The sequence below is a fragment of the Oceanobacillus sp. CFH 90083 genome, assembly GCF_009389585.1.
In the GTDB taxonomy this organism is placed as follows: domain Bacteria; phylum Bacillota; class Bacilli; order Bacillales; family Amphibacillaceae; genus Oceanobacillus.
In genome coordinates this window covers 204,858-219,487 of the sequence record NZ_VIYG01000003.1, presented here as the reverse complement: position 1 = coordinate 219,487, position 14,630 = coordinate 204,858, and the positions used below count along the sequence as shown (strand labels likewise).

Annotated in this window: 15 protein-coding genes and 1 pseudogene; 4 read left to right on the top strand and 12 right to left on the bottom strand. The window is 37.5% G+C overall.

Annotated features, from left to right (window positions below):
• Positions 1–723 carry a MerR family transcriptional regulator gene (locus tag FLK20_RS06005; protein ID WP_194165544.1) on the top strand — a complete coding sequence of 241 codons (723 nt, stop codon included), beginning with the start codon at positions 1–3 and terminating at the stop codon, positions 721–723.
• Between the two features lie 400 nt (positions 724–1,123).
• Here FLK20_RS06005 and FLK20_RS05995 read toward each other — a convergent pair whose 3' ends face one another.
• Both FLK20_RS05995 and FLK20_RS05990 read right to left on the bottom strand, forming a co-directional pair.
• Positions 1,124–2,020, bottom strand: a complete 897-nt coding sequence (locus tag FLK20_RS05995) for a superoxide dismutase (RefSeq protein WP_152655636.1) — start codon at positions 2,018–2,020, stop codon at positions 1,124–1,126.
• Positions 2,021–2,245: 225 nt separating this feature from the next.
• A complete protein-coding gene (locus tag FLK20_RS05990; RefSeq protein ID WP_152655635.1) occupies positions 2,246–3,175 on the bottom strand; it encodes an SDR family oxidoreductase in 930 nt (309 codons plus the stop codon).
• A 138-nt stretch (positions 3,176–3,313) separates the two neighbouring features.
• On the opposite strand from FLK20_RS05990, the gene FLK20_RS21565 reads away from it, so the two are divergent.
• Positions 3,314–3,490 carry a hypothetical protein gene (locus FLK20_RS21565; RefSeq protein WP_194165560.1) on the top strand — a complete coding sequence of 59 codons (177 nt, stop codon included), beginning with the start codon at positions 3,314–3,316 and terminating at the stop codon, positions 3,488–3,490.
• Positions 3,491–3,641: 151 nt separating this feature from the next.
• Here FLK20_RS21565 and FLK20_RS05985 read toward each other — a convergent pair whose 3' ends face one another.
• On the bottom strand, positions 3,642–3,812 hold the full coding sequence (locus tag FLK20_RS05985) for a hypothetical protein (protein WP_194165543.1): 171 nt from the start codon (positions 3,810–3,812) through the stop codon (positions 3,642–3,644).
• A 138-nt stretch (positions 3,813–3,950) separates the two neighbouring features.
• Between FLK20_RS05985 and FLK20_RS05980 the strand changes: the two genes are divergently transcribed.
• Positions 3,951–4,202, top strand: a complete 252-nt coding sequence (locus tag FLK20_RS05980; RefSeq protein ID WP_152655634.1) for a hypothetical protein — start codon at positions 3,951–3,953, stop codon at positions 4,200–4,202.
• Positions 4,203–4,327: 125 nt separating this feature from the next.
• Here the strand turns inward: FLK20_RS05980 and FLK20_RS05975 are convergent, their stop codons facing one another.
• From FLK20_RS05975 to FLK20_RS05955, 5 genes and pseudogenes are all read right to left on the bottom strand, one after another.
• On the bottom strand, positions 4,328–4,816 hold the full coding sequence (locus FLK20_RS05975; protein ID WP_152655633.1) for a PTS sugar transporter subunit IIA: 489 nt from the start codon (positions 4,814–4,816) through the stop codon (positions 4,328–4,330).
• 102 nt (positions 4,817–4,918) lie between these two features.
• Positions 4,919–5,155 (bottom strand): annotated as a pseudogene (locus FLK20_RS22220) (NUDIX hydrolase); the annotation flags it as partial.
• A gap of 1,226 nt (positions 5,156–6,381) precedes the next feature.
• Positions 6,382–7,497 (bottom strand): Ger(x)C family spore germination protein, encoded by a 1,116-nt coding sequence (locus FLK20_RS05965; RefSeq protein ID WP_152655632.1) that lies wholly within the window; start codon positions 7,495–7,497, stop codon positions 6,382–6,384.
• Entirely contained in the window at positions 7,487–8,560 is a 1,074-nt protein-coding gene (locus FLK20_RS05960) for a GerAB/ArcD/ProY family transporter (protein ID WP_152655631.1), read from the bottom strand. The genes FLK20_RS05965 and FLK20_RS05960 overlap by 11 nt, the downstream gene beginning before the upstream one ends.
• Complete coding sequence (locus FLK20_RS05955; RefSeq protein WP_227994871.1) at positions 8,547–9,872, bottom strand: spore germination protein; 1,326 nt, start codon at positions 9,870–9,872, stop codon at positions 8,547–8,549. Before FLK20_RS05955 ends, FLK20_RS05960 begins: the two co-directional genes overlap by 14 nt.
• Positions 9,873–10,049: 177 nt before the next feature.
• Between FLK20_RS05955 and FLK20_RS05950 the strand changes: the two genes are divergently transcribed.
• Positions 10,050–10,712, top strand: coding sequence for a hypothetical protein (locus tag FLK20_RS05950; RefSeq protein ID WP_152655629.1), 663 nt, complete (start codon positions 10,050–10,052; stop codon positions 10,710–10,712).
• A gap of 109 nt (positions 10,713–10,821) precedes the next feature.
• Here the strand turns inward: FLK20_RS05950 and FLK20_RS05945 are convergent, their stop codons facing one another.
• The 4 genes from FLK20_RS05945 to FLK20_RS05930 all read right to left on the bottom strand — a co-directional run bounded on the left by FLK20_RS05945 (position 10,822) and on the right by FLK20_RS05930 (position 14,569).
• On the bottom strand, positions 10,822–11,370 hold the full coding sequence (locus FLK20_RS05945) for a histidine phosphatase family protein (RefSeq protein ID WP_152655628.1): 549 nt from the start codon (positions 11,368–11,370) through the stop codon (positions 10,822–10,824).
• A gap of 188 nt (positions 11,371–11,558) precedes the next feature.
• Positions 11,559–12,236, bottom strand: coding sequence for an RraA family protein (locus FLK20_RS05940; protein ID WP_152655627.1), 678 nt, complete (start codon positions 12,234–12,236; stop codon positions 11,559–11,561).
• Between the two features lie 11 nt (positions 12,237–12,247).
• Positions 12,248–13,264, bottom strand: a complete 1,017-nt coding sequence (locus FLK20_RS05935; RefSeq protein ID WP_152655626.1) for a C-terminal binding protein — start codon at positions 13,262–13,264, stop codon at positions 12,248–12,250.
• 27 nt (positions 13,265–13,291) lie between these two features.
• Entirely contained in the window at positions 13,292–14,569 is a 1,278-nt protein-coding gene (locus tag FLK20_RS05930; RefSeq protein WP_152655625.1) for an SLC13 family permease, read from the bottom strand.
• Positions 14,570–14,630: the final 61 nt, after the last annotated feature.

Sequence of the window (14,630 nt, the reverse complement as noted above, 5' to 3'; positions counted from 1 at the left end):
ATGCCAAATTATTGGACAACTGGACAATTAGCCGCTCTTACCGGACTCTCCATCCGTACACTGAGATATTATGACCAAATCGGCTTATTTTCACCTTCTCTTTATACAGAGGCGGGACATCGGCGCTATACGAGTGAGGATATGCAGCTGCTATTGCAAATTCTTGTATTGAAAAGAATGCATCTGCCTTTGGAAGAAATAAAGGAGATTATCCATACGGGTAGAGATAACTTAATGGATACGCTGGATCAGCAAATCAGACGGGTTAACTCGGAGATAGCTGTTCAGCAAACATTGCTGCATCAATTAGAACGTACTAAACAGGAAGCAGCTAGGACGGAAAATATTTCTTTCCAGGAGCTTACCTCTCTGTTTGAATTAATTCGTTTGGATCGTTCTGACTATTTTACGAACAAACAGCTGGAGACAATGAGAGAGCACTATCTAAATACAAGTGATGAAGTATTAAAACAAGGAGAAAAGCAGTTTAAAAAACTGCTGGAGGTATTAAAAGATAAGCATGAAAAAGGAGTCCCTCCACAGGATAAATCTGTCCGGGACTTAGCAAAGGAATGGCAGAAATTAATAGCTGCTTTTTCTGACGGGAATAAGGAATTGATGGAAAGTGCGGAAAAATTTTATGCGGAAAATCCCCAGCCAGCTTTGCATTATGGCCTGGATAGTACGTTGTATAGGTATATTCAGGCGGCTTTGGAGGAATAGAACAGCAGAAGAATGACTATAGAAAAGAGTTGTAATAAGGCTAACACAAGGGGAATAACGTGTTAGCCTTTATCACTATCTTTCATACTTTTTCTGCAACTTTTCAAATACTTGTTCCGCTTCTGAAAAATGTTCCTCTTCATGCATCTGCTTTTCTGCTTAAGCTCATTCTTCATATAACTCCAATTTTACCAGAGATTTTTCATAAGTTTCCATACTCATCAGAACCATATCACTATAACCGTTCTTTGTAATAAATATTGGCTCTTCCAGCCGGTGACATCATTCCGTTTTTTTGTTGCATTGCTCAGATTCTTTATAGAACGAATTTTTGGCATACGGAAGCCCCATTTTATATACAACAACATGATGATGTCTCCATTATATTATTGCATACATTTTAAAAAGGCTGCCATTTCAATTGTCTTGCTTTATTATATCGATTCTCCACTTCCGTCCAATTAACGATATTCCACCAATTGTCTATATAATCTGCCTTTTCATTTTCATATTGGAGATAGTAGGCATGCTCCCACACGTCCAACACAAGCAGCGGAACAACATCCCATTGACTTAAGTTTTGGTGCTTCTCCGCCTGCAGAATTTCCAGACGCCTTGCCCGCGGAGACCATACTAAAATAGCCCAGCCTCCACCTTCCACATGGTTTGCTGCTTCCGTAAAATGCGCTTTAAACTGATCATAGCTGCCAAAGGACTGCTCAATTTCTTTCATGAGATCCCCGGAAGGCTCACCGCCACCATCAGGGCTCATCACCTTCCAAAATATCGTGTGCAAATAGTGCCCCGCTCCATTAAACGCTGCTTCCCTTTCCCAATGCTTAATCAGGTCATAATTATTGTCCCAACGCGCCTGCTGCATTTCTATTTCCGCTTTATTTAAACCGTCTACATAACTTTGATGATGCTTATCATGATGCAGCTCCATAATCCTGCGTTCGATATAAGGTTCCAAAGCATCGTAGCTGTATGGAAGCGGTGGAAGCGTATGACCGCCAATCGGAACGACTCTTGCACGATTTCCTTCTGTACGCCCCTCGTTCACGCTCTCTTCCAGATAGGAGTTTAACTGTGTATATAAATCGTTAGCGCGTTTATAAGCGTCCTCTTCCTCTGCAATTTGATTATTTGAAAGCTCCTTTTGAAATTGTGTTAATGTATCCTCCCACTCCTTCAGCGCTTCCGCACCAATATTTCCTCTAAGCTGCTCCCTTGACTCCTGATACGTTTTTAAAATTTCTTCACACCATTGTTTGATTGAATGAAGGTATTGTGACAACGAAAAATCCTCCCTAAAATTAGTCGTTAATACTATATGCAAAAAGGAAGCAGGCTGCTAATGTTTTTATAGGAACAGATAACACAACAAATGTTCGAGTTAATATTTACGATTTTCGCCAGCTACGATATATCCAGATGAAAACATTTTTGAGATTATTCTTCTTTATAGCCATTTATCCCATGCCGCAATATGTTTAAAAATATTTATCCGCTGCCTTTCCTGCTAAGATGTGGTCCATTGTCCACCATTCACATGCAGTGTCTGACCCGTAACAAAACGAGAATCATCTGAAGCCAGATAAACAAAGGTAGGTGCTACCTCAAAAGGCTGCCCTTGCCGCTGCATCGGGTTTCCTGCCAATGTCACTTCATCTGCAGAGAAACTGGATGGAATCAGCGGTGTCCATATACGTCCCGGAGCGATGGCATTTACCCGGATTCCCTGATCCACTAAATTATTTGCCAATGCTCTTGAAAAGCTGACAATAGCTCCTTTTGTGGCAGTATAGTCCATCAATTGTTTGTATCCTTCGTATGCTACTACAGATGCCGTATTGATAATCGAGCTGCCTGCCTTCAGATGGGGAAGTGCTGCACGTGTCGTATAGAAATGGGAGTATACATTTACTTTAAAGGTATCATCAAATTGTTCATCCGTAATATCCAGCAAGCTTAATTGCTGAAATTGGATTCCGACATGATTACAGAGAACATCCAGCTTGCCAAACGTTTCAACCGTTTTCTCTACAATATAACAGCACTGCCGCTTTTTCCTTAAGTCGCCTGGCAGCAATAAACAGCGCTGCCCAAGCTCTTCAATGCGATTTTTCGTCCGGTTGGCATCCTCATGCTCATCCAGATAAGCAACAGCTACATCGGCACCTTCTTTAGCAAAAGCAATAGCTGTGGCTGCTCCCATCCCGCTGTCTCCTCCTGTAATCAATGCAACCTTACCAACGAGCTTATTACTGCCCTTTTGATTTTTATTTTCAATAATTGGTCTGGGGACCATCCATTTTTCCAGCCCTGGCTGACGATATTGCCGCTGCTCCGGCACAGTCATTGCAACCTCTTCATATTGCGTTATTTTTCCATAGTTTGGGTACATCGGATAGACTTGGTCTGCTGGTTTATTTGATTTATCCTGTGTCATAACCATCCTCCTTGAAATCTCATGGATAGATTACTTTATGATAGTTGGGCGGAGGTAGTGAAAAAATGTATGTTTAAGTTCCATATCAGCGAAAGTTGAATAAGGTAAGAGGGAGAAGAAACTGGGAGGGAGGAATTTATGATGCAGCAATATTACTACAACCCTGAGGTAACACTATTATTAGTGAACCATTCCAATGAAAAAGTAAATGTATTGTATACGGCAAATCAGCATACGTACCAATTGCCGAAGATCGGACCCAGGCCTCCATATTTTATTAATCCTGTTTATGAGCAGTATTATCCGGTTATCTGATGCTGTTTGCGCAGTGCACCTATGTAATTATTTGAAATGTTCCTGCAGGCTTTTTTAACTTAACATGACCGGCCGGACAGATTTATTCCCGTAGTATCCGAAATAATAAGTACAAAAAACCATCATTTTGACTTGATGGTTTTTTAACCTTTTACTCAGCTGGTAATAGCGCACTCACCCCATATTGTCCAGCATCTATAAATTCGGGTATTTTAAAGTTTACACAATGACTGGCAAGGAGATACGCACCTATCTTCTCCAGTGAATATGTTCTTGGAATATAATCTATCATCGAGCGGAGCGCATCCTGAGCATCTGCCATTAAATCTGGTCTGACTCCCGTTGTATCATAGCCGCTAATTTCTCCCCCTTTTTATGTTGATTCATGTATACTGTTATAAAGTAATCTCTTTTATATCAACTGAATTTTCGGAATTTCACAAAAGAGGTGTTGTTAAATTTGGAAGATAATAAAAAAAGAAGTATTTTTGATTATGCTGCTATATTATTAGCAATAATTGGTTTTGCATCCCTATTTTTATTTCCTAATTTTATGGAAGGATATTTTTCACTAATACTACTATCCATTATGGCTCTCGCTTTTTTGACAAGATTAGTTGTTTTAGTGAAAAAGAAATCGTTTGGTCTGCATTTTATTGTGTTTTTATTATTAACCATTGTCGTAATATATTTACTCTATGATCTAATTTAACAATATTTTAGAAAGGAAAAGCAGCAGCATCCCGCGTCAAAGTGGAAAACTGCTACTTTTTTTTATGAATCTTTTCCCTTATCTACTTCCGTTTTCAGCAAAGCCTTTTTGCTTGTCAACTCCTTTTATTTCACCGTAATCACAACATCTTCACTTGCCCGGACCTGCTTCACATCCTGTTTATGTAAAGCTTCGATATCACTCATATTTGTAATAAGCATTGGTGTAACCGTACTCACCGCTTTTTCACCTACAACTGCCAAGTCGACATCAACAAGAGCATCGCCTTTTTTCACTTTATCTCCTTCTTTGACATGGATGGTAAATCCTTCGCCATCCAAAGCAACGGTTTCTAAGCCAATATGAATTAAAATTTCTGCCCCATTGCTGGCTTTAATCCCTACCGCATGCTTTGTCGGGAACGCTTGCACAATATTCCCGTCAACAGGTGATACCACTTTACCATTAGACGGTTTAATCGCAATGCCGTCGCCCATCATTTTTTCAGCAAATACCGGGTCAGGTACTTCTTCCAAAGGAATTACCTCTCCATCAACCGGAGCGAATAATTCAATCTCCTGATTCTCTTTCTTTTTAAAAAGCTTTCCAAACATGGCTATCCCTCCAAGAATTATATATATCGATTTTATCACATGTTCCAAAGAATTACTGTTTAAAGTTCATTAGAATATCCCTGCAAGCAAAGTTAGATGAACTCATTCATCTGCAATCTTTTCCGCAATTTCCCTCGGTCGAACATCCATATCAAAAAGCTCGTCCAGCTCCACCCATATTGGCTGGTAAGTCCCTCTGTTCCTATCCGGATCTGTATACTCTTCTCCACTTCCTGTCGCGAACGCACCACTTATTATCTCTGCTGTGAAATAATATTGCTCACCGCCAAAATACGTGGTATCCAAAAGCTTTATAATCCTCACATGAATACCAAGTTCTTCATATGCTTCCCGAACCGTAGCCTGCTCAGGAGTCTCCCCACCTTCTACCCCTCCCCTGGAAACACATCATAGGTAACTTCTTCACGGATTCTCTTAATCAGAGCAACCTTATTCTCTTGGATAATCACTACAGCGCTTCTTGTTCTCATCCTTACACCACTCCTTATAATCGTTTAATCTATTTATTTGCTTATCCGTCTCCAGTCATCTATATTTTTAATAAACACATGCAGGAGATGTTTATCATGATAGATAAAAGAATCGAATTAGCTAATCAATGGATAACTTTCTAAAAAAAACAGCTTGATGTTCAAGATGCTTTTTTTAGAGGAAGTTTACTGACAGATAGAGGGGATGACTATTCTGATATTGATATAGGCATCGACGTATCTGGAGCGGACAACGGGCAATTTGCCAAGGCACTGCCAAAATTAATCAGCCATCCCTTCGATATTTTATTTTACGATTGGAGCCCCAGCCTTTTACCAGAAGCGTATGTTATCACATTTTTCCCAAAGGATACTCCAATTTTTTGGAATATTGATATACAAGTTATAGCTAATCCTCATCATCATACATTGCGGAGTGTCCCTTCTGATAAATATCATCATCTATTAAAATTATGGGTTCTCCATTTGAAATATAGTTTAAGACAGCATAAACATGCTCATGAAAACTTAAGAAAATTATTCATTAAAACCTTTCATAAAACACCGGAATATGATAGTTTGTATCAACTATTAAATATCCTCTTAAAAGAAATTAACAAGCATACAGAACCAAGATTAAACAGCTATATATATCGATGTGAACAAACATTAGAAAAAAATAAATATCTATTAGGCAACAAAACGTTTTAAATTTTCCTTTCCCTATTTGCCCTATCTCTCAAACCATAAATATCCATTGCTAAGAATAGCAATAAGAAGACAATCGGTTTGATGAGAAAGTCCGAAAAGGATTCCAATCAAATAAAATAAAAAGTATCATCGCCATTGCCGCCAAAGCAAATAAAATATTCGACTATAAACGCAGGCCCATCATCCAAAATAAATGCATACGCCACAACAATGAGAATTATATAAAACAACGTATTTCCATCTCTATCGAATCCATAAACATGCTTTTATTAAAAAATGTCAGTCATCACTTGTTGATAACTGACACTTTTCAAAATTCAAATATGCAGCCGCAGATTAAGCAATAATCAGGTTTTCCATATACTAGTCCTGCTTCTGCTGATCCCAGTCTTCAAAATCATCATTATTTAAATTCCGTATTTTACCATTATTTTCTATGACTGCGTTTACCTCTACATCTACATTTATATTCGGATATATTTCATCCAGAAATTTTTCTAGTTCAGCATTGGTGTAATTTTTCCGCATCCTATTACCGATTCCCAGTACATCTACATGTTTATCCTGCAGTTTTTTTATCATCTGAAGCATATCTTTTTTCATTTTTTCTTCAAACTTTTTTTGAATATCTTCGCCTGTTAAATGATCATCTGCTTCCGAGACAATCATGATAAATTCTACTTTTATCGTTAAATCGATTTCTTCTCCTTTAAAGCTGTAATCATATTCCACGCTTCGATCCACCAGCTCTACATTGGTTGTATCATTAATATTTACAAACGTTTTAATCACATTTTCATTATTCAGCAGGTTCATCAGCATCACTTCCATCGAGCTTAATGTATCGATAATCTTTCCCTCTTTAAGAACAGCTGCGCCAAAGTAACCCGTCGCTAAATCCTGATTCGAGCTGATGATCGGGATGGCGATATCCGTTGTATACGAATAAATTCCTCTGTATACTTCCCAGAGGCTGACTTCAGGATTATAAATCTCCCAGCCTGTTTGTTTTTCCAGAAACCCAAATATAGGCACGCCAACCTCTTCAAAAGTGCTTATCATCATTTCAATGTAATCATTCATATCCTCTTTCACAAAGGCGACAGATGGCGTAGATGGCATATCACGCATTCTCATAAAGGTTTTCACCATTTTTTCAATTCCTTGTTTTCCTAATTCCTCATCAAAAACAATATAGCCAATATGTTCTAAATCAATCGTTGTTTCAATTTTTTTCTTCAGCTGCTCAATAGCATCAACAATAGTTGCTCCTTTCCCATCCACTTTAGCCAGATTTCTTTGCTCCGAGACGACCGATACTGGAATAATCATATATACATGAAATAATTCTTCATCCTTTGTAACCCCCATTAAAATCGGCATCGACCGGTAATTAATATCTCTGGAATCCCAGCATCCGCTTAAAAAGACAACTATAAAAAGAGCAATAATGATCTTTTTCCAATAATTATGCTTCATGCTTTTCCCTTCTTCCTATCCAAAAGATGAAAATCAGCAGACTAATAATCGAATAAAAGCGGAACGGGATAAGCCATGCAATATGATTTTGTACTTCGTCCCACGTAGATATCATATTAGCGGTCAGCGTAATGACAATCACCATAACGACCAGTGCAATCGATGCATGCAGGCTGCCTGTCTGGAATACGCTTTGGTATAGCATGCGTAAAATATGCAGTAGCATCCCTAAAAATAATGTCGCATAAATAAGCAGGCTCAACCCAAACAGACTGGTTAATGTTTCAAAAATAGACCACTGAATATCGACTGTCGCTAACATTTCGATATATGGAAATGTAAAATTCTGTGCTGCTTCATATCCAAATACCAGCATTGGTGAATAGGCCGCAATAAAGATAAGCGGAATAATGAACCACGCAAACCAGAAAATACTTTTAACATCCATTTTCTTTCCCTTTGGTAAAAAAGCCAAAAATAAGAATGTAGGCGTTAAAATTAAGAAACCAGTAATAAAAGGCATTTCAAACAAAAAGTCGATGCGATCTACCTTTATCGGAAACAGGTTATACCACCTGGCATTGAGGAAAGAAAGAATGAAAATAATTAAAATGAAAAAAGAGGATGCAGCTGCAATTAAAAAAGTAGTGCGAAAGATACTCTCCATCGAACCAAGTCCAATATAAGTTGCTGTGGCAATGAATATAATCATCACATAAAGAATAGGTGTTTGATTTAAAAATAATACGGTAGTAAATTCTGCGTAAGTCCGGATAGAGACAATTACTGTTCCAATGATAAATAGCGCCAAAGGAACAAATATTGCAACAGAAATAATCCAACGATTTTTCGGTACGTACCGTAAAATATTAGGCTCCTTTAATTTGGATAATCCAACTAATAAAACACCAAGAATAATAATGTGCGAAAAACCATGCAAAAGAACAACCAGCCAATGACCGTTGTCAACCGTATCTAGAATTAGCGTCGGGTACAGAAGAAACATCACCCCTACATTCGTTATAAAGAAAAAAAGAATAATTAATAAATTATTGATTTTCACTTTGAATCCCTTCCTTTTTCCATCGGACATACGGCACTCCAAAGCTTGTAATCCGGGCAATATATGAGCATAAAACCACCAGTCCGATAACATGTCCAAGAATGCCAAACAGGGCAGAGAAAATCACAATAATGTACTTCATAAGGCGCAGCGTAATCCCATTTTCGAAATTAATAATAATACCATTAGCAATCGTTGTGGCAGCAATAATAATAATTAATACACCACTTACAAGGCTTGCCTCCACAATCGCCTGCCCTAAAATAATACCGCCTACAACGCCAATCGTATTGGAAATAGAAAGAGGCAGCCGGACCGCAGCTTCCGTAATTAATTCAATTAAGAGCAGCATAATGATTATTTCTATAAAAGCCGAGTATGGGACAAACTGACGGCTTTCCGTGATCGACAGGGCCAGCTGAATTTTTAACATTTCCGGATTTATCGTAATAAGCGCCACATACAATCCCGGCAGCAGCATTGCAATCATAATTCCGACAATCCGCAGTACATATAAAGAATACACAAAGACACTTAGATAATTGCTGTCACTCGGCTGTTTAAATACATCAAAAACCGTATTAAACAGCACCAATGCAAATGGATAACCATCCATAAAGAACACAATTTTTCCCTGCTCTATGTACTCCATGGCATTTTCAGGAAGCTCTGTAGAGGATATCCGGGTGATCAGAGAAAATTTAGAGAAACCAAATGCAACATGAATATCCTTCACCTGCTTAATTTCATTAGGATAATCCTCGATTTTCTTTTTCACCATCTCGACCATTTTCTCGTCTGTCGTTCCTTTTAAAATTAGAAAAGAGAAGCGGCGGTTTCTTTTTCCATGCTGTGTTGTCAGGACCTCAATATCCTTCGATTGATATTTACTGCGCAATAATCCAATATTTTGGTGACTATTCTCCGTAAAAGCATCCTTTGCTCCGTAAATAATGGATTCATTAACTGGGACTTCGATACTCCGGTAAAGAGGCTGTGAAACTGGATCCACGATTAAGGATACTTCTTCAGTACGATTCCAAATGATTACTTTCCCTTCATACAAGGCTTGAATTTGTTTGCTGAATTCTATTTTCTTCCATGATGTATTTTTTGAATGAAAGCCTGCTGTCTCTGATGATTTTTCTTCTTCATTACGAATTAACATCTCCACTATTTCCCACGTTGCTGAAAAATCCACTAAGCTTTCAAAACCGACAATATCATAAGAAATTCCATTTATCATGATGGACTTCATTTGCAAATCTTTATTTTTCTGCTTTATGTCTTCTATCTGATTGATGAAATCCATTGTCCGCCCCCTCTCGCTCATCCTATCTTAGTTATGAGCCAGCAAGCACTTTTTCATACAAAAAAGTAATCCATTCTGTTTAGCCAGAAAACTTTACAGATAATAATAAGATTATTAGAAACTTTTTCCGGTCTGTTCCGTATTATTTATAAAGGGTCTATTCGGAGGTAGGATAGGATGTTGCGTTTTTTTAAAAGCAAGCGCAGGCAAAGAGCAATGAAAAAAGTGAAGGATGGGGATGGACATGCGTTGAAGCCCTTTCGTTTTTATGAGGTTTTTTATCGTACGCTTTTTTATATAAAGCTTCGTGAAGATGATGGAGGGTTGCATACCTATGCAATTCACGTGAATTATTTTGATGAAAATGAAGCCATAGATGTATACCGTGATGGCAAGCATCATGCCCGAGCTGCGAATCCTGCCGTTTTTCCAGTTCCCGGGGGCGTGATTGAAGCAGCAACAACGACATATGGCTTGAAGCGCATTCATTATATTACAGAGGACGAACAGGAAGTTGTGTTAGCTCCAGATCGCCGTTCAGCTGAAGGTCTGCGTATGCGCTTTGATGCAAAATTTCCTAAGATCAGCTCCATTATTGGCAAATTGGCGATTTTTGTTCTGTTAGTTTCGTTATTACTGGGTCTGCCGCAGCTGGTTTCTCTGATTTCACAGCTTCCTTTTATTGAGGAAAGATGGGGTTCTTTTGAATCGCCGATTATTCTTCCGTCATGGTTAAATATGACTCTTTTAATCACTGGAGCCATTGCGGCCATGGAACGCGCCTTAACCTTAAAAAATCATTGGCTGATTGATATGGAGACGAGCTGGTGGGATGATTAAATGTAATATAGCATAGGAAAATTAAAAAGCAGAGCATAGAATCATGTTCTGCTTTTTAGAATAATGTGGAGATGAAATCAAGAGAAAAACTTATGCTATCGTCAGGATATTAATCCTCGAACCATAACCGCCTGAGCTGATGCGTATGTTCTGCAATCTGTAATGCATAAACATCTGGATTACTTAACTGTTTCCAAGCTTCAAAGCCAAAGCTTTTATCATAATGATGGAGTAATAAAGATATAATTCCCCCATGTGCAACAATGATGCTATTCCCGGTATCATCTGCACATAAGTCATTCACTGCTGCAACGATTCTCCCTGCTGCTTCGTTACTGCTTTCTCCACCTTCATATTTCAAATTGAAATCCTGATAGGCTGCTTCGAGCTTATCCATCCAATCAGGCATGGAAACAGAGCTGAGCACTCTCTCCTGTAAACGATTATCGGTTTCTATTTTTAAATTATTTGCAGCTACAAAAGGTTCTATCGTTTGCACCGCACGTAAAAAGGGGCTGGAAACGATATGGTCAGCTTCTCTGCCGGACAAAAATGCAGATAGCACCTTCGCCTGTTCTTTTCCCTTTGCTGTCAATGGTGCTTCGGGAGCTTGTCCCTCTGCTTCACAATGTCTGATAATATAGATTGTTTTATTCATTTTAATCAACGATCCCTTCAGGGTAAGTATTATTCAGTTATTGCTTTGCTTTTCTTATAATTCCTAATTAATAGCCCTCTTCTAAGTAGAGGATTATATTTTATTTACTTAGAAGAGGGGATGTCGGCTCTTATATTAACAATATTATTTGCAGCTCATTATTTTTGTTTGCAGTACTTAAAACTTCCTTAATTATATTCACAACCAATCTCAGCCAGTTTTTCATTTACCCACGGGCGATCATAAACTCCTTCTGTCAAAATTTTATTCATAATCAAATCTTCTTTCTCTGTTACTTTCCTTGCTTTTATAGCTAGCTCTTTTGCATCGTCAGGTTTAATGATAACTATACCATCTTGATCACCAACTACAATATCACCTGGACAAACAGTCTTCCCGCCAATAGTTACGGGAACATTAATTTCACCTGGACCATTTTTATAAGGTCCATTAGGAGAAATACCTCTTGCATATATAGGGAAATCCATTGCTTCCAATGCTTCTGCATCTCTTATACTTCCGTCTACCACAACACCAGTAATTCCCCTTGATTTACAATAGGAAATCATTAACTCTCCTAAAATCGCTCTCTCTGTATAACCTGAAGCATCAATTATAATTACATCTCCAGGTTGGGCCATATCCATTGCTTTATGGAACATGAGATTATCTCCTTCTGGTACTTTTACAGTAAAAGCTACACCTAGTAATGGACTTTTATTCATTGGCCGTATGGCTGAATTAACTGCACCCATGCGGTTCATACAATCATCAATATTTGCAGCTGGAATCCCTTTAAATGCATTTACTAATTCAAGTTCTGGTCTTTCAAAGTTGTTTACTATGAAACATCCTACATTCTTCATTTTTTCAACTCCTATTTAAATATAAACTTTGTATCCTTATTACAAATCTCTTTATTTGCTACGAATTCTTTTTTTATTGTATTTTCGTTTAAAACTTGACTGACAAGCTCAAATGCCCAGTTTAATTGCTTCTGTTTAGAACCTTCACCATAAAAAGCACTGTGACTGGTTAAAATGACATTTTCCATATTTCGCAATTCAGATTTTTTATCTAAAGGCTCATTTTCAAAAACGTCTAAGCCTGCAAAACGGATCTCCCCTGTCTTCAATGCATCTATCAATGCAGCTTCATCAATTAACGGACCTCTTGCAATATTTATAATCATTGCATCATTTTTCATTTTTTTAAATGCTTCTTGATTAAAAATATGTCTGGTCTCCATATTAAGAGGAGCATGTAGAGAAACAACATCCGATTCTTCTAACAATTTATCGAAATTTACGAATTCTATATTAAATGTTTCCTTTATATCTTCTGAAACATATGGATCACAAGCTATGACTCTTGAGTGAAATCCCTTATTAAAAATTTTGTACAGTTCTTTTGCAGAACCGCCAAATCCATATAAACCTATCGTCATCTCTGAAATAGATTTTGGTGTATAATATTCTGCTTTCGGCCATTTCCCTTGCCTGATATGCCGATCATAATAAGCTGTATTTCGAATTAAACCCAAAATCATAGAGGTGGCATGTGCAGCCAATTCGTCTAAACAGAAGCCAGGCATATATGACACAATTTTATGACCTTCTGTTGCAGCCGAGAGATCTATTGAATTTACGCCGATACCAAATCTCTGTATCATTTTAAGATTTGGTAAATAAGAAATCACCTTTTCACTCATTGGCGGATTTCCTGTACCTAAAATTGCTTCTGCTTCTTGACACTCTGAAATTATTTCATCCTCTGAATCAAAATGTTTTAGTTCCAGCTCTATATTTTCTTCTTTAAACCTTTCTTTCAATGAATTCAAATCATCTGTTGTTACACTTCCATAATCTTTATCAACAACAATAGCCTTTTTCATTTATAATAACTCCCTCTTCTATCTCTACTACAATGGCCAAAATAACGGAATTAACGCCATGCAGCCAATAAGCACAACTACCGACAATCCAATACCTGGAACAAAAAAATCTCTAAAGCTTAAATTTCCCGGTTTGATAATTAATGTATTAGTTCCTGATCCAACAGGGGTTAAGAATGGAGCTGAAGCAGCAACACATATAGCTATACCTATTGCAACAGGATTTACATCAATAGTAACTGCAATGGGTATTAATAAAGGTGTAACCAAAAGAACAGTTGATGTATTCATCATCATATTTGTTAATAGCATTGTCATAGTCAACACAAGAAACAGGAATAAAAGCTTATTTGGATTGTCTCCCAATACTTTTATTACTCCATCAGCAATTAATGCACCTGCACCGCTTTCAGTCATTGCTTTTGAAACAGCACTCATTCCCCCTACAATAAATAAAGTTGGCCAGTCAATCGATTTTATTGCTTCTTTCTCCGACATACACCTTGTTAAAATTAACAATATAGCTCCTACAGCAGCAACAAAATACATAGGAAAGCTATCATGATTAATTGCCATCGCTATTAATACTGCTATTAGAATAATTCCGGCAATGATTGCTTTAGCAGGACTAAATACATTATTTTCACTGCTTTTATGCGTATATTCCTTAAGATATTCATGACTGGATGTATCCCCTTTTGATAACGCTTTCTTTCCAATGGTAAGAAAATAGATTAAAAATAAAATACACAATGGTAATCCAACCTTACCAATCTCAAAGAACGATACAAATGGAATCCCCATATCCTCAATTAATCCAGCAGTACTTACATTGCTTGCTGCACCAGCTAAAGTTAAATTCCCACCGATACTTGCTGCAAAAGAAAGGGGAATTAATTGTCTGGAAACAGATATATTAGCTTTCATACTCATGGCAATAACAATTGGCAGCATCATTGCTACAACCCCAAGACCACTCGCAATGGAAGATAGCAATAATGCTACTAAAACTACCGCAATCATAATACCATTTTCAGAGGTACCAGTTATTTTTGTTATTCGAACACTTAACGTTTCAGCTATTCCTGTATGAAAAAGGGCTGACCCTATAATCATCATGGCTGCTAATAACACAATAGTAGATCCTCCCATAGATTCAAAAACCACTGATTTATCTATAATCCCAAGTGAAGCCAAAACTATTGCTCCAGTGACAGAAGTTACTGCTAGCGGAATTCTTTCTGTAACAAAAAAGAATACCATGGTAGCAAGAATAACCAGTGTAATAATAGCTTCAATATTCATATTTTCCTCCTGTAATACAATTTGTGATTCTATTGAATATATCTGCGCAGATTATTCATAA

Coding starts and splice junctions, on each gene's coding strand:
- FLK20_RS05985 (WP_194165543.1), bottom strand. CDS start 3,812: ATGGCAGATGCTCAGGATGCGCTCCGCTCGATGATAGATTATATTCCA.
- FLK20_RS06005 (WP_194165544.1), top strand. CDS start 1: ATGCCAAATTATTGGACAACTGGACAATTAGCCGCTCTTACCGGACTC.
- FLK20_RS05990 (WP_152655635.1), bottom strand. CDS start 3,175: ATGACACAGGATAAATCAAATAAACCAGCAGACCAAGTCTATCCGATG.
- FLK20_RS05965 (WP_152655632.1), bottom strand. CDS start 7,497: ATGAAGCATAATTATTGGAAAAAGATCATTATTGCTCTTTTTATAGTT.
- FLK20_RS21565 (WP_194165560.1), top strand. CDS start 3,314: ATGATGCAGCAATATTACTACAACCCTGAGGTAACACTATTATTAGTG.
- FLK20_RS05955 (WP_227994871.1), bottom strand. CDS start 9,872: ATGGATTTCATCAATCAGATAGAAGACATAAAGCAGAAAAATAAAGAT.
- FLK20_RS05945 (WP_152655628.1), bottom strand. CDS start 11,370: ATGAATAAAACAATCTATATTATCAGACATTGTGAAGCAGAGGGACAA.
- FLK20_RS05950 (WP_152655629.1), top strand. CDS start 10,050: ATGTTGCGTTTTTTTAAAAGCAAGCGCAGGCAAAGAGCAATGAAAAAA.
- FLK20_RS05930 (WP_152655625.1), bottom strand. CDS start 14,569: ATGAATATTGAAGCTATTATTACACTGGTTATTCTTGCTACCATGGTA.
- FLK20_RS05975 (WP_152655633.1), bottom strand. CDS start 4,816: ATGTTTGGAAAGCTTTTTAAAAAGAAAGAGAATCAGGAGATTGAATTA.
- FLK20_RS05935 (WP_152655626.1), bottom strand. CDS start 13,264: ATGAAAAAGGCTATTGTTGTTGATAAAGATTATGGAAGTGTAACAACA.
- FLK20_RS05940 (WP_152655627.1), bottom strand. CDS start 12,236: ATGAAGAATGTAGGATGTTTCATAGTAAACAACTTTGAAAGACCAGAA.